At 43.8% G+C, this 24,467-nt stretch carries 20 protein-coding genes and 2 pseudogenes; 8 read left to right on the top strand and 14 right to left on the bottom strand.

Annotated features, from left to right (window positions below; all coding sequences use genetic code 11):
- Positions 1–122: 122 nt before the first annotated feature.
- Positions 123–1,019: a LysR family transcriptional regulator gene (locus tag ITG10_RS21810; RefSeq protein ID WP_017631818.1), complete on the top strand. Its 897-nt coding sequence runs from the start codon at positions 123–125 to the stop codon at positions 1,017–1,019.
- 86 nt (positions 1,020–1,105) lie between these two features.
- Here the strand turns inward: ITG10_RS21810 and ITG10_RS21805 are convergent, their stop codons facing one another.
- The 3 genes from ITG10_RS21805 to ITG10_RS21795 all read right to left on the bottom strand — a co-directional run bounded on the left by ITG10_RS21805 (position 1,106) and on the right by ITG10_RS21795 (position 3,517).
- Complete coding sequence (locus ITG10_RS21805) at positions 1,106–1,399, bottom strand: YkgJ family cysteine cluster protein (RefSeq protein WP_017085602.1); 294 nt, start codon at positions 1,397–1,399, stop codon at positions 1,106–1,108.
- A gap of 164 nt (positions 1,400–1,563) precedes the next feature.
- Entirely contained in the window at positions 1,564–2,748 is a 1,185-nt protein-coding gene (locus ITG10_RS21800) for a D-alanyl-D-alanine carboxypeptidase family protein (protein WP_017631816.1), read from the bottom strand.
- Positions 2,749–2,926: 178 nt separating this feature from the next.
- Positions 2,927–3,517 carry a DUF4136 domain-containing protein gene (locus tag ITG10_RS21795; protein WP_248387154.1) on the bottom strand — a complete coding sequence of 197 codons (591 nt, stop codon included), beginning with the start codon at positions 3,515–3,517 and terminating at the stop codon, positions 2,927–2,929.
- A 268-nt stretch (positions 3,518–3,785) separates the two neighbouring features.
- Between ITG10_RS21795 and ITG10_RS21790 the strand changes: the two genes are divergently transcribed.
- On the top strand, positions 3,786–4,040 hold the full coding sequence (locus ITG10_RS21790; RefSeq protein ID WP_010430226.1) for a YgjV family protein: 255 nt from the start codon (positions 3,786–3,788) through the stop codon (positions 4,038–4,040).
- Between the two features lie 135 nt (positions 4,041–4,175).
- Here the strand turns inward: ITG10_RS21790 and ITG10_RS21785 are convergent, their stop codons facing one another.
- Positions 4,176–5,639 carry a sensor domain-containing diguanylate cyclase gene (locus ITG10_RS21785; RefSeq protein WP_026084350.1) on the bottom strand — a complete coding sequence of 488 codons (1,464 nt, stop codon included), beginning with the start codon at positions 5,637–5,639 and terminating at the stop codon, positions 4,176–4,178.
- Between the two features lie 295 nt (positions 5,640–5,934).
- Positions 5,935–9,102, bottom strand: coding sequence for a glycosyl hydrolase family 18 protein (locus ITG10_RS21780; protein WP_026084349.1), 3,168 nt, complete (start codon positions 9,100–9,102; stop codon positions 5,935–5,937).
- A gap of 451 nt (positions 9,103–9,553) precedes the next feature.
- On the opposite strand from ITG10_RS21780, the gene ITG10_RS21775 reads away from it, so the two are divergent.
- Together ITG10_RS21775 and ITG10_RS21770 are read left to right on the top strand one after the other, a co-directional pair.
- On the top strand, positions 9,554–11,140 hold the full coding sequence (locus tag ITG10_RS21775) for a BCCT family transporter (RefSeq protein WP_017631810.1): 1,587 nt from the start codon (positions 9,554–9,556) through the stop codon (positions 11,138–11,140).
- A gap of 292 nt (positions 11,141–11,432) precedes the next feature.
- Positions 11,433–12,857 (top strand): annotated as a pseudogene (locus tag ITG10_RS21770) (IS66 family transposase).
- Positions 12,858–12,872: 15 nt separating this feature from the next.
- On the opposite strand, the pseudogene ltrA reads toward ITG10_RS21770, so the two are convergent.
- Positions 12,873–14,111: pseudogene (ltrA, locus tag ITG10_RS21765) on the bottom strand (group II intron reverse transcriptase/maturase).
- Between the two features lie 824 nt (positions 14,112–14,935).
- Positions 14,936–15,298 (bottom strand): RidA family protein, encoded by a 363-nt coding sequence (locus ITG10_RS21760; RefSeq protein WP_017632780.1) that lies wholly within the window; start codon positions 15,296–15,298, stop codon positions 14,936–14,938.
- A 250-nt stretch (positions 15,299–15,548) separates the two neighbouring features.
- Between ITG10_RS21760 and ITG10_RS21755 the strand changes: the two genes are divergently transcribed.
- A complete protein-coding gene (locus ITG10_RS21755; protein WP_017108085.1) occupies positions 15,549–15,995 on the top strand; it encodes a DUF417 family protein in 447 nt (148 codons plus the stop codon).
- A 104-nt stretch (positions 15,996–16,099) separates the two neighbouring features.
- On the opposite strand, the gene ITG10_RS21750 is transcribed toward ITG10_RS21755, so the two are convergent.
- The 7 genes from ITG10_RS21750 to ITG10_RS21720 all read right to left on the bottom strand — a co-directional run bounded on the left by ITG10_RS21750 (position 16,100) and on the right by ITG10_RS21720 (position 21,327).
- A complete protein-coding gene (locus ITG10_RS21750) occupies positions 16,100–16,576 on the bottom strand; it encodes a hypothetical protein (protein WP_017632781.1) in 477 nt (158 codons plus the stop codon).
- A gap of 77 nt (positions 16,577–16,653) precedes the next feature.
- Positions 16,654–17,118, bottom strand: coding sequence for an acyltransferase (locus ITG10_RS21745; protein ID WP_017632782.1), 465 nt, complete (start codon positions 17,116–17,118; stop codon positions 16,654–16,656).
- A gap of 113 nt (positions 17,119–17,231) precedes the next feature.
- On the bottom strand, positions 17,232–17,381 hold the full coding sequence (locus tag ITG10_RS21740) for a hypothetical protein (RefSeq protein WP_017632783.1): 150 nt from the start codon (positions 17,379–17,381) through the stop codon (positions 17,232–17,234).
- 93 nt (positions 17,382–17,474) lie between these two features.
- On the bottom strand, positions 17,475–17,831 hold the full coding sequence (locus ITG10_RS21735) for a hypothetical protein (RefSeq protein WP_017632784.1): 357 nt from the start codon (positions 17,829–17,831) through the stop codon (positions 17,475–17,477).
- Between the two features lie 224 nt (positions 17,832–18,055).
- The gene (locus ITG10_RS21730; protein ID WP_017632785.1) at positions 18,056–19,303 is read right to left on the bottom strand and encodes a Rid family detoxifying hydrolase; all 1,248 of its coding nucleotides are present in this window, start codon (positions 19,301–19,303) and stop codon (positions 18,056–18,058) included.
- A 622-nt stretch (positions 19,304–19,925) separates the two neighbouring features.
- On the bottom strand, positions 19,926–20,276 hold the full coding sequence (locus ITG10_RS21725; RefSeq protein ID WP_176679549.1) for a hypothetical protein: 351 nt from the start codon (positions 20,274–20,276) through the stop codon (positions 19,926–19,928).
- A 166-nt stretch (positions 20,277–20,442) separates the two neighbouring features.
- Positions 20,443–21,327: an AraC family transcriptional regulator gene (locus ITG10_RS21720; RefSeq protein ID WP_017631246.1), complete on the bottom strand. Its 885-nt coding sequence runs from the start codon at positions 21,325–21,327 to the stop codon at positions 20,443–20,445.
- 193 nt (positions 21,328–21,520) lie between these two features.
- On the opposite strand from ITG10_RS21720, the gene ITG10_RS21715 reads away from it, so the two are divergent.
- The 3 genes from ITG10_RS21715 (at position 21,521) to ITG10_RS21705 (ending at position 24,466) form a co-directional block, all read left to right on the top strand.
- Positions 21,521–22,669 carry an iron-containing alcohol dehydrogenase gene (locus ITG10_RS21715; RefSeq protein ID WP_017631247.1) on the top strand — a complete coding sequence of 383 codons (1,149 nt, stop codon included), beginning with the start codon at positions 21,521–21,523 and terminating at the stop codon, positions 22,667–22,669.
- A 253-nt stretch (positions 22,670–22,922) separates the two neighbouring features.
- A complete protein-coding gene (locus ITG10_RS21710; protein ID WP_017631248.1) occupies positions 22,923–23,669 on the top strand; it encodes an amino acid ABC transporter ATP-binding protein in 747 nt (248 codons plus the stop codon).
- A complete protein-coding gene (locus ITG10_RS21705) occupies positions 23,669–24,466 on the top strand; it encodes an amino acid ABC transporter permease (protein ID WP_017631249.1) in 798 nt (265 codons plus the stop codon). Before ITG10_RS21710 ends, ITG10_RS21705 begins: the two co-directional genes overlap by 1 nt.
- The last annotated feature ends 1 nt before the right edge of the window (position 24,467 follow it).

The raw sequence follows: 24,467 nt of genomic DNA, 5'->3' as shown, positions 1-24,467 counted from the left end.
ACCTCTATTAAGAATCATGAATTTCAACGATGTCATTTAATCATTCATAATTTGGGTGATAAATGCTAATTTCAGGATAGTTAAGATTCCAAAATGGAATAGATAATCCAAAGGCGAGTAAGATGGATAAGATCGAATGCATTCGCATCTTTGTGGAAACCGCGCAACTGAATAGCTTCACCGCAACGGCCAACAAGTTAGACATAACACAAGGTGCGGTGAGTAAGAAGATCGCGTGGTTGGAGAATGACTTAGGAATCACTTTGTTTCAACGAAACAGCCGAAAAATCTCCCTCACTCATGCAGGAAAAGACTACCTCACCTATTGCTCCCGTTTACTCGAAGAAATGTCTAGCGTAGAAAGTAAGCTAAAGCGTGAGACTGAATCCGTAGAAGGCGAGATTAAAATCTCAGCACCAAGTGCCTTTTCTACAATGTTATTGAGCGAACCACTTCAAGCCTTTATTGAGCGACATCCAGGTATCCGCATTAACCTCAGTGTCGACGACCGCATTATTAACCTTAATGAGCACAATATAGATGTCGCCATTCGAGCATCACAACTTGCAGACTCAGGGTTAAAAGCTCGCTTTCTTTTCAACAATAAAGTTCAGTACTTTGCATCGCCCGATTACTTAAAAAATCACGGGAAACCTATACGTCCGCAAGATCTTAGCCAGCATAAGTGCTTAACTTATTCTCTGATGAATCCAGCAAACGAATGGCGTTTCACCGACAAAGATCGCCAAAGCACCAGCGTAAAAGTAAACCAAATTTTAACCTCAGACAGTCCAGAAATGTTACTTAAGATGGCTAGACAAGGTTTAGGTGTGGTTGCTTTACCGGATTGGATGGGCAAAGAATTTGTAGAGACTGGGGAGTTAACGCAGTTATTAGAAGATTGGAGCAATGACTACTTGCCGATGTACGCGGTGTACCATGCAAGTGAATATTTGCCCCAACGAATTCGAGTATTTATTGATTTTATTGCGGAGTGTTTAAGTTCCACAAACAGTTAGAGCTCAACCAGAAATCAATCAACCAATCGATCAATAACGCATCAAGCCTCTATAAACGACCAATCAAACATTAAGATGGTACGTACTTAGCCCATCACATCTGTACGTTGCTCAACGCATTCAAAAGAGCCCATTTCGAACTCACGGCAGATCCAAGGTCGGTTTTCGTAAATAGTACACATCAGTGTTTCTCGATCAACTGCCGAACACCAGCCATCGTCTAATCTCAGCATGGTCTCGCCGCCCCACTCGTCATAAGCAATATGCTCTTCAGGAACGCCGGTATCTGTGATGATCATAACCTCTAAACGACAACAGCATGCCTGACAATTGGCACAAGTTACTTCAGGTTCGGTTACGTTCTTTATCTCTATGGTCATAAGTGACTACACTGCTAAATTTTGCGTATAGTAATCTAAACCGTCCGCTACGGCTAATAAAGAAAGTAGATGACGGTGTTTTCATGGATGTAGAAATAACAATGGGCGCTATGATTCACTCACAACACCCATTAATTTATTTTTTAGCTCGGTAAAGACTCTATTTAGAATAGGCTCGCGAAAAACAACTTAACGTAATCCATCAGACGTTTGAATATTCCACCTTGTTCAACAGCCTCTAGCGCAATCAATGGCTGAGTTTGCACATCTTCACCATCGACTGTGTAATGAATCACACCTAGTGTTTGACCTTCTGCAATCGGTGCCTTCAACTCAGAATCAAGCTCAATCGATGCCGTTAGCTTTTTACTGTCTGATTTAGGCAGTGTGATAAACGTGTCTTCTGCAACACCCAGCTTCAATGTATCTTTGGCACCAAACCATACCTTCTCTTCAGCGACTTCATCTCCACCTTGATGTGGGTTTAGCGTATCGAAGAAGCGGAAGCCATAGCTCAACAACTGTTTACTGTCTGACTCACGGCTCTTAACGCTTGATGCGCCCATAACAACCGCGATAAGTCTCATCTCACCTTGTGTCGCCGAACTCGCTAAACTGTAGCCAGCACCAGAGGTATAGCCCGTTTTCATTCCATCAACCGTCAAGCTTCTATCACGCAGTAAGCCATTACGGTTGTGTTGTGTGATGCCGTTATAACTGAACGAACGTTCGCTGTATAAGCCATAAACATCCGGTAAGTCACGAATAATCGCACGACCTAGTAATGCAATATCGTAAGGAGTCGAATAAAGATCGTCAGCGTCTAAGCCATGCGCGTTAGCAAAGTGGGTATTTTCTAATTTTAAAGATGTTGCCCAAGAGTTCATAAGATCCACAAATGCATCTTGTGAGCCCGCAACGTGTTCCGCAATCGCAACACTCGCATCGTTACCTGATTGAATAATCAAGCCGCGGTAAAGGTCCATCATTGCTACATCGGTATTCACTTCGATGAACATTTTTGAAGAGTCAGGGAAGTTCTTCGCCCACGCGTTCTCACTGATTCGTACCTGATCGTCAGCAGAGATGTTGCCTCGCTTCATCTCTTGCCCAGCCACATAGCTGGTCATCAGTTTGGTCAAACTCGCTGGGTTTAACTTAGTGTGTGCGTTTTTTTCTACCAGCACATCACCAGAATTAAAATCAATTAACACATACCCTTTTGCGCCTAGGCTAGGTGGGCTTGGCACTATAGAAGGTGCTGCGATAGCTGTATTACTTAACATCGCTGCGTTACTTACAATGAATATACTTAATAGAGGGAGAGAGTATTTGGAAAACAGTTTCATTGAATCAAACCTAAGTTAACGTTTTGAGCAGTATAGACAAATGCTAGCAAAAGAAGCGCGAACTTTACGTTGCTTTACGTATTTGTACCAATCGTTACAAATAAAAAAGTATAATCTGCGATCTGACCATATTTTCAACAACTAATATTGACTCAACGAATGCATCCAACGCCTTATCCTATCGCTCAGGCATGCGTCTAAATAACATTTCAACAAAGCCAGTAATGTGCTGTTTGCTCTCGCTTGGCTCTAAATCAGGTTGAATGCCAGACTGTGCCAATGCTTGCCATTGTACGACCTGAGAGTTAGGTACGAAAAAAGCAATGTACAGAGATCCTTTCTCGGCGACTTTTCCGTCACCATCATAAAATAGCACCCCTGTTGAAAGCTTAATCGCATCGAAAATCGAGTCATCATTTAACTCTGATTCTTCGGCCAGTCCAAAACCGACAACAACATCACCAACTGCACCATTTTGATTCAGTTGATAACCTTTCGTAGCGAGTTGAACTTCAATCGCATCACGCACTAGATCGGTTACTACGGTCTCATCGTATTTTTGAGAAAGATAAACCTGCTCTGATTCAGGGTGCCACGAATACGTCGTTACTCCGTGTTCCATGAACTCAAAATCACCACTGGTGACCACACCATAATTGTGCGTTGGCGGCATTTCTTGTGTGGTACATGCTGTCAGTCCAATCGCTATCAAAGCCAATAACGCTGCTTTTTTTATGCTTTTTGTTGCACAAATGGATCGTTTTATCATTCGCGGCTTCCTTACCTATATAAGAATAAATACCAATTAGCCTCCCAACATAAATAGTAATTATGTTAATAGAAAGGTCATTAAACGTTTGCGTAATCGCTAACCTTCACTTCTGCCCGTTTTGGGGGTTTAATCACAAAAACAGAGTTGGTATAGTCTACCTCGTTAAACATAACCAGACCATTCGAGGCACGGAGCTTCCTCAATCATCTCATGAAGAGAAGAATTGGTACCGACAAAGTATCGGCAAATTTAAGAGGGTCAAACAATGGAATTCAATATGGTTGAAATTTTAGGTTACGCGGCATCTATTATGGTCGCAATTTCATTAACAATGAAAGATATCGTTCGTCTGCGTGTCCTTAACTTTATTGGCTGTACTCTCTTTACAGCATACGGCGTTATGATTGACGCATGGCCAGTGGTCGCGACCAACGGTTTCATCGCTTGTGTAAACATCTACTTCCTTGCAAAAATGCAAAAGGAAAAAAAAACGGAAGCGATGAAAGCAGCGAAAGCTTAAATTAGCGATTAGCATTTCAAATATTTCTGAAAAAGCCCAAATAGAGTGATCTATTTGGGCTTTTTTGTGTCTGTCGTTCTCAAGAGCATGATTTCCAATATTCCAGCCTTTGAATACATCGATTCTTTCAACTGATCACATATAAGCAACGCGATAATCGTTCTTTTGATACGTCTGAGTGTTGTTACGTCCTCTCTCTTTTGCTTGATAAAGCGCTTTGTCAGCTTTATCGATCGCTGTTTCAATATCAGTGAGCGCTCGATCGTGACAACAGCCAGCACTGATTGTGACGGGTGACACCAAACCTTGCAGTTGCTCTACACTTCGTCTTAGTTCCTCAGACAATTCGAATAACTCACGCTCATCACAATCAAACGTCACCAAAATAAACTCTTCACCGCCATAGCGTGCAATCAAGCGACGACGATTAACAAATCTCTTCAGTGATTTTGCGACCTCACAGATAACCCTATCGCCTTGAGCATGACCATATTGATCGTTCACCCGTTTGAAATGGTCAATATCAAGCAAAGTGACACCGACATTTGTTAGCGGATAAGGCGACCTTTGAGCAATTTTCAGCTTTAACTGCTCGATAAAACTCCGTCGGCTAGGAAGACCAGTGAGGTAATCGAGGCTCGCAACATCCAAGATTTTGAGATGACGATGCCGCAGGTAAAGCACCAACACGATGGTAATGCTCAATAGGCTCACGACTAAAGCCATCAAACTAATGAACAGCAAACTATGATTTCTATTGAGCTCCTGCTCTAAAATACCCGCGGAAATGACCCAATTCAGATAGGGGTAAAACTTATAGAAGACGTTTTTGTTGGTCGTACCATTGTCACTGGAAATTGAATAGCTAAAGTGACCTTCTGGCTTGGTTGCGATTCGGTCAATTAGCAGTTCCGACGAGTAGCCGACCAAGGCTTTCAATGACTTGTGTTCATAATCAGGATGAAGCACTAAGTTACCCTGAAGATCAATAATGTACACATATCCGCTATCACCGAACGCGTACTTTCTCAGCTTGTCTTTTAAGCCTTCAAGATCGACCAAATACATCAATTCTTCTTTATAGGTCGTCGCGACCAAAGTATTGCCACTCGGTAGCGTCATCGAATAGGCAACTTTTGCACGCCGACTTATCTCATGAGGATTAGCGTGAAAGTACTCGATCATACCAGAGTCGATACTGAGCTGTTTTTGGATATGAGTAAGATGCCCGCGCTTCTTGCCTTGCAAGAAAGGATGGTAGAGGTGAACGCCTTGTGGTGACATCAAATAGATATAACCTGATTGTCCAATGTGCAGTTCACTGGCGATCTGGCTTACTTGTTCAATTTCTTGTTCCGGAGTGGCATGCCATACATGGGACGCAACGGTATCGGTAATTCCTTTGAGATATGTCTTTATCGCCTCATTAACTGTTGTGTCGACAATATCGTAACTCGCATTCACAATCGTTCGAAAAAATAGCTGGTTGGATTCCAACAGTGACCTTTCAGTTCGGTTAAATTGAAAGGCCGAAAGAATCATCGACACAATGGCGAGCGCAATGGAAAAACTAAGAATGTATTTACGTCTGACTTTCAAGATTACCCCATAGATTTATAATTTTAGGTAACGCTGTGACTTCTCTTATATACAGACTGTTTTATATCATGGTTTTATTTTTTACTGAACGAGTGTCGATATTTTTAAGGGTTTCTATACGCAATCTGTGACTTAAAGCAAAAACGCCGAACTGGATTCAGTTCGGCGTTTTAATTTTACGTTGAAGTTGATGACTTAAATTACACTAAAACCCTGATAAATAGACTTAAAAGCATTCGTATTTACTGGCTATTACTGCGATCTATTGTTTATAAATGGATTAGTTAGCATTAAATTAAGAACAAACCTGAGTCCAGCTACCATCACTACCCGGTTCAGAACTTGTCCACCAGTTCGCTTGGTAAATACTACCGTTATGAACCACTTGGTCGCCAGTGTTTGCATGGCTTGGGTTACCCGCCCAATCTTTCTGAGGTAAGTCTGGGTAAACCGCTAAACCAGCTGTATCACATGTACCCGGGTTTGTGCCACCATCGCCAGGGTTACCGCCACCTGAACTGATATCACCTAATGGTAGGTCTGGTTGCTCAAAGCTAAAGGCATAATCGACGCCATTCACGCTCACTGCATAGTTTGCAGGGCCTGAAATTGGCAAGTAATACACCATATCTAGCTCATACACACCACCGGCTGGAAGATCTTCCCATGCAGGTAACGTGAACGCTACGCGGTGCATAGTACCGTCTAGACCGCCGATGTTATCCGCACGAGTATGACCTGAAGCAATCACAGACAAACCACCTCCCGATTGATCTTTCGCGTTATCAGGAGCTGATACTGGGATATCGAATTGGAACTCAGTTCCGCCCGGAAGTGCTTGCCCTGTGTTGTTCGTGAACGTGATCTTAGGGTTAATTGGGTAGTTTTGGTCACCGACTTTGAAGCCACCAACCGATACCGCAATATCGAGCGCTTCTGTTGGGATAGCACCCGTCGCTACTTTGTTTCCATATGGTGTTGCAGACTTAAACTTATCGTAGATAGCTTTCGTCATTGTGTTACCCATGTGGAACTCACCGTTACCGCTGTTACATGCTTGCTCAGTGGTATCGATTGAAGTTCGGTTGCCGCTCGCATCGAGTACATAACAGTTATAATCCCCTGCTAGTTCCCAGAACATAATGCCGCCGATTTCTTTATCGATAACGTAGTCCGCTTTCACATCGATAGACTGTTTATCTTCCGTAGAAAGGAATACGCCCTTCTCTGCATTCCACAGCCAAGGCGCAACCGCCACACTGTCGTAGTTACGCGTGTAAGTACCCGTTAGAACATCCGTTGGATCGTTGACCGGATCAAGTTTGTAAGCATCCGCATAAGAACCCCAAATACCTTTCTCTAGGTTCTTCGCGTGCCACATTGGGTTTGAACCCGCGCCCATCTCGTTGCCTTTCGGATCGGTATCATGCCACATGTTGTCGATACCAATTGCGCCATGACCACAGTTGTTCTTCTCGCCTTCGCCTGTACCCGCCGCACATTCAGATTGATTTGGTAGCGCAGCTCGCCCCCAAAGACCATTTTCGCCACCCGTTACACCTTGCCAACCACGCGTGTAGTAAGGCACACCGATGTTAATACGACCTGCTGGCATAGAACCACGGAAGTAATGGTAAGCCCAATCCGTGTTCAGATAACCGATGCCACCGTAAGCCGCAGTGCCGTAAACGTTCCATTGTGCTAGCTCTGAATCTTTACCTGTATCAAACAAAGCAGCGTTATGACCAACGTGATCGTTCCAGGCACCGTGAAGGTCGTAAGACATGATGTTTACGTAATCGAGGTACTTGGTGACATCAAATGTTTCCATACCGCGCAATAGGTAGCCAGAAGAAGGAGCAGCGATTGTTAACATGTAATGATTGCCATCTTCAGCAGACGCCACATCAAGCTTCTCACGCAGCACTTTCATCAACACTTGGTAAGATGCCCATAGATACTGACGACGTGGTTCCATGAAGTCTTTGTCGTATGGGTTACCAGCACCCGCCATTGAGGTTGGGTATTCGTAGTCAATATCTAGGCCGTCGAACTGGTATTTACGAAGCATTTCAACCGCTGAAGTCGCGAATGTTTCGATACCTTGATGGTTGATAGAACCGTCAGCATTTGTCGTCATGGTGTAGAAACCACCATCAGCCACTCGGCTGCCGTCAGTCGCGAAGTGACCGCCTGTTTCAGCCCAACCACCGATTGAGATTAACGTTTTAACACCGTGTTTTTTCTTCGCGGTTGCGAGTGCACCAAAGTGACCTTTAAAACCTAATGCAGGATCAACTTCCACGCCCGGCCACTCTTTACCTACCGCTGCGTTGTTAGGATCGTTTACATCGCCCACATTTACTTTGCCGTCTGAACCGATGCTCACGAACGCGTAGTTAATGTGTGTAAGTTGTTCCCAAGGGATGTCATTTACTAGGTAAGCGGCTTGTGGGTCATCCCCGGCGCGCCAGCTTGTGAAGTAACCAATTACACGACGTGGGTGATCCGCACCCATTTTCTCACGGCCTTCATCATCGTAAATCGTACAGTAAGGGACATCGATGCCTTGCGTTTGATACAAGCCATCAGGGCGACATGTGCTCACCGTTGGTGTTCCATTCACCGTCAAAGAAGCCAGCGCTGAATCTGTCGTTGCGCCTTGATTGTCAGTCTCTTTTGCGTAAACCGCTAAAGAACCCGCTTGAGTGGTTGTGTAATCAAGCGTGTAAGGGTTAGTTGCAGCTGTGCCAATAAGAGCGCCTGCCACATAGAAATCTACTTTATCAACCGTGCCATCGCTGTCTGCTGCTGTTGCGGTAAGCGTTACTACACCACCAACATCGACCGAAGCTGCTGAAAGCGCAACCGAAACTGTCGGTGCTTCATTTCCTGGCATAGCTGAATCAACAACCACTGAAACTTCACTAGCAAGGCTTGCCGCACCTTCGTTGTCTGTCGCGACAACAGAAACCTGATGGTTACCCGACGTTGCAGCCCACGTTGCTTCAAATGGTGCCGCTGTCACAACCGCGACCGAAGAACCATCAACAAAGAATTCTACGGAAGCAACACTACCATCAGCGTCCAGTGCTGTTGCGCTTAATACGACATTGTCGCCTTCAACAATCACATCTGATGCTGTAGGCGTTGTTAATGAAGCCGTTGGTGCTTCGTTTGGTGTACCACCACCTCCATTACCGCTACACACATCCAGTTTTTTCCACTGTGCGTAATCACCTTCAAATTGGTTCGGGTTGTTGTTTTGATTCCAGTAATTCGCTGAGTACGCGCTGCCGTCATGTGAAACCTGATCACCACCGGTGTAAACCGTGGCAGAATCCCACGTTTCTAACGTTGAACAATCAACAGCCGCATAACTGTTGAACGCCATTAAGCATGACGCGGTGAGAGTACTGAGTGTAAAAACCTTCTTGGCCACTCTTCCTTGGTTTAGGTGCATGTTAGCTATCCCTTAAGTTGTTGTTTCAAGATGTTTAATCTAAATGGCATTTTCCTAACCACTTAAATCTCTTCGCAAAACAACTGTAGGTAACAGCGCCAATTAAACACCTAAAATATTCAGTATTTATAAAATGACTCGCATTAATTTGTTTATAGCATGCAATGAGTCGACACTTATTTTGCACCAACAACTAATATTAATTTATTTCGGAAAGCTAAAAAATAATGTCTCAAAAATCGGAAATGTAACTCAGGTTTGAGAAAAAAATTCGCATTAAATCTAACCAAAAAGTAGAGATTTATAGGCGATTTGATGTTCTTTTTAGAATTCGCCCACTTTTTGATAACAAATGTGTTAGTATCGGCGGCTTTTTTGACGAGCCTCACATTTCTATGCGAGTGTGGGAGAAATACATAGGCTTGAAAGAGCCAAATATAGCGAAGAAATAATGTCCAACTTGACGCAAGTCGCCAACGAAAACATCAACGCAGAATCTACTTCTATCGATTTCAATAAAGCTCAATCTTTGGGTGAAAAACTGGAACTCGGAAACCCAGTCTTTTGGCTTAGTGGCAGTTTTTTAACCCTCTTTGTCATCCTCGCTTTCACCAACACCTCCGTGTTGTCCGAACTTGTTAACATCGGCTTTAGTTACTCAACTAAGTGGTTCGGTGCTTTCTGGCAAGTCCTATTACTACTCAACTTCATTATCGGCTTAGTGCTTGCACTAGGACGTACAGGCCACGTTCGTTTAGGAACGCTTGCCCTTCCTGAAATGACCACCTTTAAATGGATGTCTATCGTCCTATGTACGCTGCTAGCTGGCGGCGGTGTGTTCTGGGCAGCAGCAGAGCCTATTGCTCACTTTGTTTCAGCTCCGCCACTTTATGGCAACGCTGATCCTCAAGCGATGGCGTTTAACGCTCTATCACAATCTTTCATGCACTGGGGTTTCCTTGCATGGGCAATCTTAGGTGGCTTGTCTTCTATCGTGTTAATGCACCTGCATTACGACAAAGGTCTTCCTCTTAAGCCTCGCACTCTGCTTTACCCTGTACTTGGCGACAAGGCAATCAACAGCTGGGTGGGTAACGTAGTCGACGCATGCAGCATTGTTGCTGTTGCCGCAGGTACTATCGGCCCTATCGGTTTCCTTGGCCTACAAATCAGCTACGCATTGAGCGAACTGTTTGGTATTTCAGACAGCTTTGCAACTCAAAGCGTGGTTATCCTTTTTGCAATCGCAATGTACACATTGTCTGCATTAAGTGGCGTGAACAAGGGCATCCAACTGGTTAGCCGTTACAACATCATCTTGTCTGTGTGCCTAATCGGCTACATCCTTCTAGTAGGCCCAACGAGCTTCATCGTTGACGGTTATCTACAAGGCATGGGCGAAATGGTTGATAACTTCATCCCAATGGCACTTTACCGCCAAGATACGGCGTGGCTAGGTGGCTGGACAGTATTCTTCTGGGGCTGGTTCTTAGGCTATGGTCCGATGATGGCCATCTTTATTGCTCGTATCTCACGTGGCCGTACCATTCGCCAAATGATCGTTTCTATTAGCATCGTTGCACCACTTGTGACGTGTTTCTGGTTCAGCATCGTCGGTGGTAGTGGTTTAGCGTTTGAACTAGAGAACCCAGGTGTGATTTCTAGCGCGTTCGAAGGGTTCAACCTTCCAGCAGTTCTTCTAGCAATTACTGCGCAACTGCCGTTCCCTACTCTGATTGCGATTCTGTTCCTTATCCTGACGACCACATTCATCGTGACGACAGGTGACTCAATGACTTACACAATCAGTGTAGTAATGACTGGCACAACAGAGCCGAATGCAGCAGTGCGTACCTTTTGGGGTATCATCATGGGTGCGGTAGCTATTGCACTTATCTCGATGGGCTCTGGTGGCATATCTGCGCTACAGTCATTCATTGTGATTACAGCCGTTCCTGTATCCTTCATCTTGCTGCCGTGTTTATGGCACGCACCGAAGATCGCGAAGCAGATGGCAAGAGATCAAGGCATCGCTTAATACCTAACCCGATTTAGTTTCGGTTAGCGTGTAAAACATCGAGTAGGGTGAGGCGTTACCGCCTCATCCCTCTCACAGAACCGTACGTACGGACCTCGTATACGGCTCATGCACACTTCCATTCAGCATATTGGCTGAACACATGCCCTGTCCTTATTGTTCCAAGATTTACCAATCCTTGGTCATTAAACGTAAGTGTTCACCAAACCCTATTGACACAAAAAGTGTGACATTACGCACTTGATCCCACTTTTAGTATTGAGTGATCCTTCTAGGAAGCCATCATAGTTTCATGACTAGAAAAAAAGCACCTAAATACCAAGAAGCACCACCTGAAGTCTCGGATTTGAATGAGGCTAAGGTGCTTATTGATGAGCTGTGGGAACAGCTCCGACATTATGAAGATAAGCTAACCACTAGCTCCAAAAACTCTTCAAAATCTCCTTCATCAGACAATCCTAAAGATCGCCATGACCGGAAAAAGTTGAAAGCTCTGGTGGTCGCAATTCGAGAGGAGCTAAACAAGGCCACACAGGGCATCAACGAAAGCTCTCACCGTTAAAGAAAACGGATGTCATTATTGACTGTTTCCCTGAAACTTGTCCTTGCTGCGCTCAATCTGACATTGAGGTACAAGGTGGGCCATACTATCGCCATCAGGTCTTCGATATTCCAAAACCCACTGTCGATATCACCGAATACCGTTTGTTTTCAGGTCAATGTCGGCACTGCAAAGAAAACCGTAAAGGCTCAAAAGCCTGACGATGCATCTCAAGGGATTATAGGGCCGAACTTATTAAGTTACATTGGGGTTCTTGCGGGGCAATATCACCTCAGTGTTCGGAAAATCCAATCACTGCTCAAAGAACAGCTTGGCACAACCTTTTCGGTCGGCGCGATTAGTGAAGCGCAAACGAAAGTCGCTTCAATGTTAACGCCATTGCATCAAGCGATAAAAAGGCGTTAAAGAAAGCGCCTTTGATTCATGCTGACGAAACCTCTCATCACCGAAATGATGAAACGAGCCTGCGTTGGTGTTGGTTAGTGGCAAGTGATGACCTTGTCTATGAACAAATACTCTATTCGCGCTCGACCTCCTCAGCGAAAAAGGTCATTGATGAAGACTATGCAGGCATTGTGGTGAGCGACCAGTGTCCAAGCTATAACTGGATAGCCGCAGACCGTCATCAGTTATGTTGGGCACATGTGAAGCGCAACCTTCAGCAAATGGCGGATTATAGTGGCGGTGGCCACACTGCTTATATTGGTAAACATCTTTGTTTGTTAACGAACGCCATTTTCCATACTCGGCATCGTTATGAGCAAGGTGAATTGGATTATTCACTGTACTTGCGGCGAATGCACAGGCTACAAAAATCGTTCGATCATTGGTTGAGCAAAGGGACAGATGTCATGGTCAAGCGGTATCGGGGCCGATGCAAGTTACTGCTCAAACATAGAGAGCTTGTGGGTTTTTCTCAAGAAAACATCAATCCCCTTAACCAATAATGAAGCTGAACGATGTATTAGAGGTTTTGTCATTCAAAGGAAAATCAGCTTCGGAACGACCTCAGATGCAGGCGATAAATTCCGTAGCCGTATTCATACACTTATCGAAACCTGCAAAAAGCGCGGTCTATCAGCAATGTCAGTTCTGAGTGAAATCATCACTTCTGTTGTTGAGAAGAAACCGTACCCGAACGTTTTTAATCTGTAGTATCGTTCCTCTCAGTCATGAGAAGTCAAGTTGCCTTGGTGAACGGTTACCATTAAACCATTGATTTGGCATCGCATAGCTTGATAGGGGACTCGCTGCACTGACCCAACTTGTCATTGAGATATGTTGGAACGGCGGCTTATACCCTAACTGTTTTAACCTTCGGTGTAACCGTTGAGGCTTCTTCAAAGTTTCAACTGGATACTACGAAGTCTTCTTCGTAGCCACCCTGCTAACCTTGAGAACTCTCTGCTGTTATTGGTGATCCTGAAGTATTGACTGAACCCTCTTAACACTGGGTTTAAAGCTTTTATGACTTGCTCAAGTGGCTTACCGCACCTCGCTTTGTCAGTCGCTTTAACTTACTTTTGAACCCTTTCAGTTTCTTAGTTTGAATGCGGGTAAATTGACTCCCGATTTCTACACCTAAGAACTTCACGCCATCACGGCTGTGCGCTATATGTGATTTCGTCTGATTCACTGTGAGTTTAAGCTCTCTTCTAGGATCTTCGTCGCTTGTGCAAGGGCATTCTCTGCTCCTGCCTTGCTACGACAGAAGATGAGTATGTCATCCGCATAACGAACGAGCCTATGGTCACGCTTTCGCATTTCCTGATCGAACGCATCAAGGTAGATATTGGCAATCAAAGGACTGATAACACCACCTTGTGGACTTCCTAGCTCTGTCTCCTGCCAACTACCGTCTATCATCACGCCACTTTTCAGAAACTGTTTTATCAGCTCTAACACGCTGCTATCTGTGACTCGCCTTCTGATGCTCTTGAGGATCAACTCATGGTCGAGTTTGTCAAAGCACTTCGACAAGTCCATATCTACGACGTGCTGTAATCCGTATCGGCGGATAAACATCGTGGATTTGTTGATTGCATCGTGACAACTTCGATTCGGTCTATACCCAAAACTTGATGGGTGAAATTGCTCTTCGAAGATGGGAGTGAGGATATCATTGAGTGCTTGTTGGACAACTCTGTCCCTAACGGTTGGGATCCCAAGCAATCGTACCCCTCCGTCTTCTTTGGGTATCTCTACTCGTTTGACTGGCTGAGGTTTGTATTGCTTGGTTTTGAGTTCAGAGAGGAGTTGATCGAGGTTATCACTCAGATTTTCGGCGTAGTCGCTCAGGCTCTGCTCATCTATTCCAGCCGCGCCTTTCGCTTTCTTTACCTTTTTAAACCCTTTATACAGCCTCTCTTTGTTGAGCAGATGACCATATAAACTGTAATAAACTCGCACTTTCTCTCCTTGGGTTGTGTGCTGTGTGGGGACAAGTGTTTCATGTCCAGTGTGGGTGTTATTTCTCTCTGCTATTCAGCCTTCTAGCTCAATGGCAATTTACTGAAGTGTGTCAGAGTTACTCCCCTATACGGTTTCTTAGCTCAGTATCTTGCTTCCACAATCAACCAAACTAGGAATACCCCGATAGCGATTCGGTTTGGGTATCACTGAAAAAAACATCTGTTCATCACAGACTTAAAGTGTACTTCCTCCCTTCGCAGCACTGAGTGCTTTTGGCATTTCAGTGCTCCATCAGACTTGATGCTGATGGTCAGCTAAGTTTTCTCCTCCACACCATTACTGGGCTTCTCGGCTTAGCCTTACTCACTACTACGGATTCATCTGCCACCTCGCACCAACACAGCTCTTAGCTTTCGCTTCGAGTTTGTGCTTCCAGACTTTTGGCTGTGGTGTCAGGCTTCCCAGTTACTGCACTGGCTCCTGTTAACAATGCCACCCTCAAGCACAGCATAGGTCTGACTGAGTATAGGGCTTCGCGCTATTTCGGACGCTTACCCACCTATATTGCCGAAGCAGGTTTACTTGCGTTGTGTACTGTTAACTTCCTATCGCTTCCTTCAGACCCTGCCGTTAGCCAGCAACGCCCTTGCGATTCGGATTATCTTCCCCTCAGTCGGGGTGATTCAGGTTTCTTTCAACCTAACGGGTTTGCCAGCTTCGCTGGGCAAACGAAAAAGCCACTCAAGTGATTCACCTGAGTGGCTTTGTTTTATCTGTTCGTTACTTGTATTAACGAAGCTTATTTCTACCGATAGTTCGGCTTATTGAAACTTTTCACCCGCAGCAACCATAAACGACATCTCAACCAACAGTTCTGGGTTTGCCAGTTCAGCTTTTACACATGCACGACTTGGTGCGCTGCCTTCAGGGAACCACGAGTCCCACACTTCGTTCAGTGCATCGAAGTTAGCGAAATCTGTTAGGTAAATAGTCACCGACAGTACGCGAGATTTATCGCTGTCGACCAAACTCATCATTTCTTCAGCTTGGTCAAAAATTTGCTGAACCTGACTCTTAATTCCTGCCGATGTGTCCGTCTCTGGTACTTCAACAAAGCTTGCGATGCCATTAAATACAGTAACATCAGACCAACGTTTGGTCGGGTTTATTCTATGGATTTTCACGGGCGATTCTCTTCTTATAATTAGGATTTACGTCAGCGTAATCTAATCCAACTTCCTAATATTGAAAACAAAAATTAAAACGTGCCTTTGCCCAACTTAAACCTCTCCTTTGCAGCCAACCACTTTTCGAGCCGATTCATGAAGTCTTGAACCAGCGCTTACTTTAAAAGGTTAAGTATTATTCTCATAGCGAAATTAATTTTGCACTAGTGCGGTCATATTCAGGGATTTTATTAAATGGAGTACTTTTATGCATGTTCAAACCTATGATTTAAAACAGAGTAATGTGGGATATAACCTTGGTGTGATTGGCGTAGCATTGGTGCTCGCTTGGATTGGTATTTATAAGTTTACGCCAACCGAAGCGATGCTCATTGAACCGCTAATCGCAAATCACCCTGCCATGAACTGGCTTTACAATCTGTTCTCAGTACAAGCTGTGTCTAACATGGTGGGTGGCGCAGAGATCATTGTCGCGATTGGATTGATCGTTGGATTTAAGAAGCCGACAGTTGCCTTCTATTCAGGTATTGCTGCAGCGGCTATCTTTGTTGTCACACTCAGCTTCCTAATTACAACACCAAATGCTTGGAAAGTATCGGATGGCATCTTAGTCACTAACTTCTTCCTAGTGAAAGACATCCTGTTCTTGGCAATCGCTATTAGCGTAATCGAACGTAACAAACCTCAGAAGTAACCGTAAATCTATAAGTGGCCGTAACTAGAAGTAACCTTCAACCTTGAAATAAAAATGCTCGAAGCTGGCTAGAAGGACGCTACCAGCTTCTGATGTATAAAGTTTTACTCTGCACTAGCATCGTGATTGAAGCATTGTCTCGTTACCAAGCCCCATTTTTCGTCCTGATATTGATCTTCCACGTAGTTACCTGATGTGTAGTCATTAACGACCTCTCTCCAGAACTTAACAGCATGCTCTGCGCCGAGTACTTGCTTGATCTCCCAACTGCCTTTTAGGTGTTCAAACAGCTCACAGATAAACCGTTTCCCTACTTTGTTTTTCCGAAAATAAGGCACGACATAGAAATCGCAGATCTCAAACTCATTTGGCGCTTTGGTTTCAATGGCTGTCAACGCAGCAGGAACTCCATCAATGTAGAGTAAGTAACCCGTTACGCTCTCACCAAGAGTCGGGTAAATCTCAAACAAGCCATACTCGTCTGGTTTATCTCCGATGATCTTTGAAAACTCGGCGGCATAACCCTGATATAGATTCGCGTATACCTGTTGATTACCACTATAGACTGTCACAATGTTCATAAGTAACTCTCTGTTCTAACAATCACTATTGATGCCATATATTATGAATCATAAACGGTAACTTTGTCTTCTCGAAACTAAGGTAAGTCTCTTAACTTCTTAGCAGGGTTACCTGCATAGATACCTTTCTCGGTGATGTCTTTTGTTACAACACTACCTGCACCAATAACCGCCCCTTCGCAAATACTGACAGACAACACTGTCGCGTTAGAACCAATGGTTACGTTATTTGCGATAACGGTTCGTCCCCAACTGTCTGGGTTTGGATCTGGTTTACCCTCTTTGAACAAATCATTTGCGAACATCACACCGTGCCCAACAAAACAATCACTCCCGATGGTCACATACTCACAAATAAAGGTATGGGACTGAATCTTGCTTCTCTCACCTATCACGGAGTTCTTTTGAATCTCGACAAATGGGCCAATAAACACATCGTCTTTAAGCTCACAGCCATAAACGTTGCTTGGCTCTATGATAGTGACATTCTCACCACATGTAATATCAGTAATCTGCGCCTTTAGAACTCTAGGACTTGCCATACTTCCTCTCGACATTAGCGTCACAATTCAACCTAAGCGATTGTGCCGTATGCATTAAAGTGCATCAAATAGAGATGTTGAGAGTTGGCAATGGATCAAAGATTCCGCATAAATTAAAACAAGCCGACCAACACGACTGACAACAGTATGCCTCCGATAAAGCTAGGGGTATGAAATGGGCGAGCTTTGGATTTTACGTACTCTTTCTGAAGCTCTTCTTGATAAGTTTTGACGGCGAGTTCTTTTACGTAGTTATTTTGCATAATAAGCTCCTTTTCAATGGTTAAGAGAAGCTTAAGACTTGAAGTTAGGTTGAGGTAAAGCAAAAACTCAGATTAATTGAACACTTTATTTTGTTACTCAAGGATTACCCTAAAGACATCGTTATTCACACCACCCACGTCCACTAATTCTCCAGTTTTCATATGAAGTGACGTGTTTAGTTGCCGAGTTGAGCGTGGCTCTTTCGTTTCTCGAATCACAAGCATATCGACCAAGTAGCCAGAGTCTTGCTTTCGTATTGAACCCGAAAAAGTCACACTTTCAACCCTGTCCGCGAGTACCGAATTAAATGTTTTATCTTCTAGCACACCTGCGGAGATCGATGTATCGCCATAAAACAACGTGATACTGGTTGGGTCGGGTGCTAACACTTGATTGGATGAACACCCCATCATAGCTAGGCACAACATTAAAATAACTCGAAATTGCATAAACTGGTTTTCTTACGTTAAGAGTCTGTTTTTAATATTAAAACACTTCGCATCAATAAACGCCATAAGTTGGCAGAAGCTTGTTTAGAGTGATTTGTGTAGTGAGGCTTAACGATAGGTCTATATCTTGAGATGGGGCTCGCTATTCAGAGAATCGGCTCTAACTCGTTGTTCAGAAGTTAGAGCCGACATTGGATCGTTATTATCGAATTGGGTTCAGTGAATTAAGCAACAACGTCTTGTGGAGGTGTGCCTTCGCAGTTAGATACGACGGCATCAATTTGGATTAAAGCATTCATAGGAATATCTGAAACCCCTACCACCGTTCTTGCCGGTAAGTCAGCATTAAAGAACGTAGTGTAGATCTCGTTCACCGCATCAATATCTGAAACATCTTTAAGCTGAATATTAATTTTTACCGTATCGTCCATGCTGTGGTCAACACTTTCAATGATCGCCTTAATATTTTGTAGGCACTGTTCAGCTTGCTCTTTTATGCCACCAGCAACCACTTCATTGGTTTTCGGATCTACAGGTAGTTGACCAGAAATATGATTGTAGTGAGAGAAAGCAACAGTGTGCGAATAAGGCATAAATGGCGCATCAACCGTATTATTAGCTTCAATAACCAGTAAGCGAGTGTCTTCTGGCAGTTGTGGCGGTGTGCCATCGCCGTGTGAAACGGACGTATCGATTTGAACTAAAGCGCCCTTTGGTAGCTCAGCAGCATTAACAATCGTTCGCGCTGGTACATAACTTGGGAAGAACTTAGCGCAAACTTCATTTACCTTGTCTGCATCTTCAATATTTTTAAGGTAAATCGTGGTTTTAACAACATCATTCATGACATGACCGATGCTCTCTAGAATCGTTTTAATGTTTGCTAAACATTGTGTCGTTTGTTCTGTGATACCACCTGAAACCAACTCACCTGTGCTCACATCAATCGGCAATTGAGCTGAAAGGTTGTTGTAGTGAGAAAAAGCCACTGTCTGAGTAGAGACAACACTCTGCGGAGCGTTATCTGTATTCCTTGATACCTTCACCAGCGCGCAAGGTGCTTGTGGTTTAGTGCCTTCGCCGTTTGAAATAAGCGCATTCATTTGAACTAAAGCGTCACTGTTTGGAAGCGCAGCTACGCCCACAACAGTGCGTGTAGGTAGACTGTTTTGGAAGAAGCTTTTGTAAACTTCATCGATAGCATCGATATCAGAAATATTCTTAACGAAAACATTAATCTTCACAACATCATCCATAACATGGTCGATGCTTTCAACAATAGCCTTAATATTATTTAAGCATTGTGCTGCTTGGTCTTTAATATCACCAATCACAACTTCACCTGTTTTAGGATCGACAGGTAATTGAGCTGAAAAGTTATTATAATGAGAAAAAGCGACCGTTTGTGTAGATACAGAATTTGTTGGTGCGTTTTCAGTATTTCTTGAAAATTTAATGATATCGCTACTCATCGAAATTATCCTTTTAATATTATAGGAATACGTGTTTATGTTGAACAATCGTATTGGAAAGAATGATTAAAGTAGCGCCATGTTAAGTGAATTATTTTAGGGTAAATGTGATACCCGTCAGACTCTAAGGTAACTATAACTCAGCAAGTTACAGAATAATTAGTCATCACACGACTAAATATCCGTCATATTTGGCTTTATCAACTGTTAAATTCTCTTTAATTTTTAAACTATTCAATAATCCTGAATACTCTCTCAAGTAGTGTGATAAGTAATTTACGAAATTTAGATGCAGTTTGATAGGTTGTTCACAATAAAACAGCCTTATTATCAGGACCACTGAACTACTAATAAAAAATTATGAATGAACTCTTAAGCTATTTAACTAATTATTTTAAAGAGGCTATTTTATACGAGTAAGTTAATAATATGTTCGATAATCAAATGCCAACAATCGGACAAAGCCCATGGTTAGATACATTTACTCATATAATTAAACAAGCGACATGTTTAGGATAACTGCGTGAGAAAGTTGGTTGTGATACTAAGAAGTGCTGTTTTCTGAAATTAAGATGGCGCCAAGACTAGCCATAGACGCCATTGTGTCTGGTGAACCTTCAATTCAAAGGAATTGCAGAACAAAGCAAGCAATGAAAGCAGGTAAACCAGCGATGAACAACACTAAGCCTGTCTGGTAATTCATTCGGTAGTGTTCTTGTTGGTCTTTATCAAAGTCATGCCCTTCGACCATTTTGTAGACTTTATCTGTAATTGGGTCATCAAGGCGTGTCGTTTTACTATGAACACCACCCTCCCACATTAACTTTGCTAGAACCCAAATAACAATGACCACAAAAAACAAGAAGTCGACGAGCCTTGTCGTGGCAAAGAAAGGAAAAAACTGAGAAAGCGCTAAAACAATCAACGCTGCTGTTAAATTAATTAGCGCTACTTTCTTCAATAAATCGAGCAAACTACCTCCTAGAAAAAGTATGTAATTTAGGTGTTCTTCAAATGACTATGATTTGTATACGAACAAGTATTTATAAAATAAATACTTCTCGATCAACCGAAAAATACGTGTGATATCGTATATCATGAAATACCGCACGTTTCGGAACATAGATGTTGAGTAAAGGCTAAACAGCTCTAGGGGTGGTATTAAAGTGGCGCTTAAATTCTCGGCTGAATTGAGATGGGCTGGAATAGCCGACTCGGCGTGCAGCATCGTTGATTCGTAGGCCTTCTAACTGGATCAACTCTTTGGCTTTGTTGAGCCTGACCTTTTTCAAGTATTGAAGTGGCGATTCAAAGGTGACGTTACGAAAAGCATTATGGAAAGCAGACACACTCATGTTCGCTTCATCGGCTAGCGATTGAACGGTAATGGTTTGGTCATACTCTTCATGTACTTTAGACAGTGCTTTGGCAACACGTGCGTAATGGCCGTCGTGATGGGCAAGATCGAATAACACACGCCCTTCTGAACCGGTTAGCGCACGATAAACAATTTCGCTAACAAGCGCGTCGCCCAATATGTTGGCTTCGATATCACAATGCAGCGTCTTGATAAGTCGAGTAAAGCTTTCTAGCATCCTATCTTCCATAGGGGTCGACTCTAAACCACTCGAGTTCTGCTTATGTTTGTTGCAGTAGCTTTCGAGAAAGCCTTGGTCTTCGAGCTTTTTCACCAAGCTGTGTAAACGCTGAGAATCAATGTTAATAGACAAACCAAGCAAGGGTTCTCCATCGACGGGTAAGGCTTCGCACTCTAATGGCATTGGCACACCAACAACGAGGTAATCGCCCGCGGCGTAAGTAACGGGCCTTTCACCGATATAAATGTTCTTTTTACCCTGCCCGAGCATGATGATGCCAGACTGATAGGTAAAAGGTTGGCGCTGGTTACCACCACTGCTTCGGTAAAACCAGACTCCCTCGATCTCAGTTTCTCTGATCCCTTCGAGATCATCCCAACCTTTGTATTCAACGTAAGACTGCATTAACTGAGCGAGTGTATTCATAACTGGTGATATTCCATTCAAGGTGCAGAGTGTATTTGCACAAAAGCCCAAAAAGAATAACAAGTTTGTAGAAATAGGCAATTAATTTGGAGGAACTGGCCTTCACCACCCTAAATTCCTGTACTAATATGCAAATATAGAAATTGAGCAACACATCAGAATAAAAAATCTAGCTTTACACAAGGAACCTACAATGCAATTTACTTATGTTAACCCTACAGTAATTCACTTCGGCCAAGGCCAAATTAACGCTATCAGCCAAGCGGTTGATACTTCAAAGAAAGTACTTGTCATCTACGGTGGCGGTTCAATCAAAAGCAATGGTGTTTACGACCAAGTAGTCGCATCTCTTAAAGATCATGCTTGGATTGAGTTTTCTGGTGTTGAAGCCAACCCAACGAAAGAGACGCTAGACAAAGCCGTCGCTCTTGTTAAAGAAGAAAACGTAGAATTCATTATCGCTGTTGGCGGTGGTTCGGTAATCGATGGTTCTAAGTATGTGGCTGCAGCGGCTAAATACGACGGTGACGGTTGGGACATCCTAGCGGGCAAACACCAAGTAACAGAAGCAACGCCAATCGGCGCAGTATTAACGCTTCCTGCTACAGGCTCTGAATCTAACATGGGTGCAGTAATCACGCGTAAGGCGACTCAAGAGAAGCTGGCATTCATGAACCCTGCGGTACAGCCTAAGTTTGCGGTAATGGACCCAGATGTAATGAAGTCTCTACCAGAGCGCCAATTAGTGAATGGTCTGGTTGATGCTTGGGTACACGTATGTGAGCAATACATCACAATGCCAACAGACGCGATGGTTCAAGACGGTTACGCAGAAACACTGCTGAAAAACCTACTTGTGCTAGGTAAACAATACGACGAGCGTGACAACGACGCATGGCGTGCAAACCTAATGTGGACAGCAAACCAAGCACTTAACGGCCTGATTGGTACGGGTGTTCCTCAAGATTGGGCAACACACATGATTGGCCACGAGTTCACAGCACTATGGCACGTAGACCACGCGCGTTCTCTTGCGATTGTTCAACCTTCACTACTTCGCAACCAAATCGAAGCGAAGCGTGGCAAGCTAGAGCAAATGGGGCGTAACGTGTTTGGCCTAGAAGCGGGTACTGACTTGGCAGAGCGCACTATCGATGCAATCGAAGCGTTCTACAACAGCCTAGACGTTGCAACTATGTTCGACGGCTACGAAGCAACTAAAGCGGCAGCAATCGACAACGTTGTTGCTCAGCTTGAATCACACGGTTACCTGCAACTTGGTGAGAACCAAGCAATAACGCCAGAGAAAACACGTGAGATTCTAGAGTCTGCGATTCACTAAGCTCGTTAAAGCTTAAAGAAGGCCGAACAAAGTAGAATTACAAAGACAATTTGAACAAGTGAAGTGCCGTAAACAAGATTTATGACATCACACTGAACCAAATACTTTGGCCCTACGTATATCAAAAGCAGCGTCCATATTGGGCGCTGCTTTTTATTTGCCCTACAAGATGCTATTAAATTCTCATAAGTCCCTAATTTTATGTGCAATCATATTTCTATATTGTTAAGGTAAACCTGTCTCTTTACTAGGTATGAACAACGATTTGAACAATCTCAAGGAAATGGTTAAGTTTAAGTCACTTAACAAGTGGTATGGTGATTTTCATGCCCTAAAGGATATCGATTTAAATATTGAACAGGGAGAAATAGTGGTGATTTGCGGACCGTCTGGTTCAGGTAAATCAACCTTGATCCGCTGTATCAATCAGCTAGAACCCTTCGAAAGTGGCGAGCTTTCCGTGCTAGAACAAGCGCTTCCGTGCAAATTCAACACGCCAGGTCAAGTCGGAATGGTGTTTCAGCACTTCCACTTGTTCCCCCACCTTACTGTGCTTGAAAACCTGACTCTGTCCCCAATTCGTACGCTCAAGAAAAGCAAAGAAGAAGCAGAGAAAACGGCGATGCACTATCTCGAATGTGTGCACATTGCAGAGCAAGCGAATAAGTACCCAGCTCAACTTTCTGGTGGCCAACAACAACGTGTTGCGATTGCTCGTTCTCTTTGTATGAAACCTGAACTACTGTTGTTTGATGAACCAACATCTGCTCTTGATCCGGAAATGATCAATGAGGTGCTTGATGTGATGGTTGAGCTTGCGAGTGAAGGGATTACCATGGTGTGTGTGACACACGAAATGGGCTTTGCGAAACGTGTTGCCGACCGTGTCATATTTATGGACGAAGGACAAATCGTGGAATCCAATACACCACAATGCCTGTTCGAGAATCCTCAACACGAGCGTACTCAAGCGTTCCTAAATCAGATTCTGACTTACTGATGCTACTTAAAATTGTAAAACCTGCTCTATCTGCCTTGGTACAAATTGTTGTGCTCGCGGCTGCGGTTGTCTGGATCCTCGATTCTGGCGCACAAGCCATGGGATACAGCTGGCAGTGGGAACGCGTGCCCGACTACATCGCCTTTTATGAAGATGGCGAATGGTGGCCTGCAGAATTGATGGAAGGGCTACTCGTCACCATCAATATCTCTCTGATTTCTTTGGTCGCTACGCTGGCTATTGGTTTAACCACGGCCCTATTACGCAACTCCAATTCTGTGGTTGGGCGAACCCTCGCCACCAGCTATGTTGAGTTAATCCGTAATACGCCGTTATTAGTACAAATCTATTTGCTCTATTTTGTGTTTGGCCCCGTGTTAGGGTTGGATCGCTTTAGCACGGCTGTTTTAGCCTTGGCACTTTTCCAAGGGGCATACACTGCCGAGATATTCCGAGCCGGTTTAAACGGCATTGCTAAAGGACAATTTGAAGCGGCTCAATCTTTGGGCTTATCAAAGACCTATACTTATTGGGATGTGATTCTTCCTCAGGTGATTCAACGCACGTTGCCGCCTTTGACGAATGAGGTTATCTCCCTTATCAAAAATTCTTCGATTGTGAGTGTCATGGCAATTTTCGACCTGACAACCGAAGCCAGAAACATTGTTTCTGAAACCGCGATGCCATTTGAGATCTGGTTCTCTGTGGCGATCATTTATCTCGCACTTACACTTTCACTTTCTGCCGTTGCAGCTTGGCTTGAGCATAAGCTCGGAGCTAACTGGCGAACACAATAAG

Origin of the sequence: Vibrio sp. ED004 (assembly GCF_023206395.1) — a bacterium.
Classification (GTDB): domain Bacteria; phylum Pseudomonadota; class Gammaproteobacteria; order Enterobacterales; family Vibrionaceae; genus Vibrio.
Note: the sequence above shows the minus strand (reverse complement) of the source record. Positions and strands in the feature narration are given on the sequence as shown.

Excerpts from the sequence above, each read along its gene's own strand:
- ITG10_RS21810 (WP_017631818.1), top strand. The coding sequence starts at position 123 with ATGGATAAGATCGAATGCATTCGCATCTTTGTGGAAACCGCGCAACTG.
- ITG10_RS21805 (WP_017085602.1), bottom strand. The coding sequence starts at position 1,399 with ATGACCATAGAGATAAAGAACGTAACCGAACCTGAAGTAACTTGTGCC.
- ITG10_RS21800 (WP_017631816.1), bottom strand. The coding sequence starts at position 2,748 with ATGAAACTGTTTTCCAAATACTCTCTCCCTCTATTAAGTATATTCATT.
- ITG10_RS21795 (WP_248387154.1), bottom strand. The coding sequence starts at position 3,517 with ATGATAAAACGATCCATTTGTGCAACAAAAAGCATAAAAAAAGCAGCG.
- ITG10_RS21790 (WP_010430226.1), top strand. The coding sequence starts at position 3,786 with ATGGAATTCAATATGGTTGAAATTTTAGGTTACGCGGCATCTATTATG.
- ITG10_RS21780 (WP_026084349.1), bottom strand. The coding sequence starts at position 9,102 with ATGCACCTAAACCAAGGAAGAGTGGCCAAGAAGGTTTTTACACTCAGT.
- ITG10_RS21775 (WP_017631810.1), top strand. The coding sequence starts at position 9,554 with ATGTCCAACTTGACGCAAGTCGCCAACGAAAACATCAACGCAGAATCT.
- ITG10_RS21755 (WP_017108085.1), top strand. The coding sequence starts at position 15,549 with ATGCATGTTCAAACCTATGATTTAAAACAGAGTAATGTGGGATATAAC.
- ITG10_RS21750 (WP_017632781.1), bottom strand. The coding sequence starts at position 16,576 with ATGAACATTGTGACAGTCTATAGTGGTAATCAACAGGTATACGCGAAT.
- ITG10_RS21745 (WP_017632782.1), bottom strand. The coding sequence starts at position 17,118 with ATGGCAAGTCCTAGAGTTCTAAAGGCGCAGATTACTGATATTACATGT.
- ITG10_RS21740 (WP_017632783.1), bottom strand. The coding sequence starts at position 17,381 with ATGCAAAATAACTACGTAAAAGAACTCGCCGTCAAAACTTATCAAGAA.
- ITG10_RS21735 (WP_017632784.1), bottom strand. The coding sequence starts at position 17,831 with ATGCAATTTCGAGTTATTTTAATGTTGTGCCTAGCTATGATGGGGTGT.
- ITG10_RS21730 (WP_017632785.1), bottom strand. The coding sequence starts at position 19,303 with ATGAGTAGCGATATCATTAAATTTTCAAGAAATACTGAAAACGCACCA.
- ITG10_RS21720 (WP_017631246.1), bottom strand. The coding sequence starts at position 21,327 with ATGAATACACTCGCTCAGTTAATGCAGTCTTACGTTGAATACAAAGGT.
- ITG10_RS21715 (WP_017631247.1), top strand. The coding sequence starts at position 21,521 with ATGCAATTTACTTATGTTAACCCTACAGTAATTCACTTCGGCCAAGGC.
- ITG10_RS21710 (WP_017631248.1), top strand. The coding sequence starts at position 22,923 with ATGAACAACGATTTGAACAATCTCAAGGAAATGGTTAAGTTTAAGTCA.
- ITG10_RS21705 (WP_017631249.1), top strand. The coding sequence starts at position 23,669 with ATGCTACTTAAAATTGTAAAACCTGCTCTATCTGCCTTGGTACAAATT.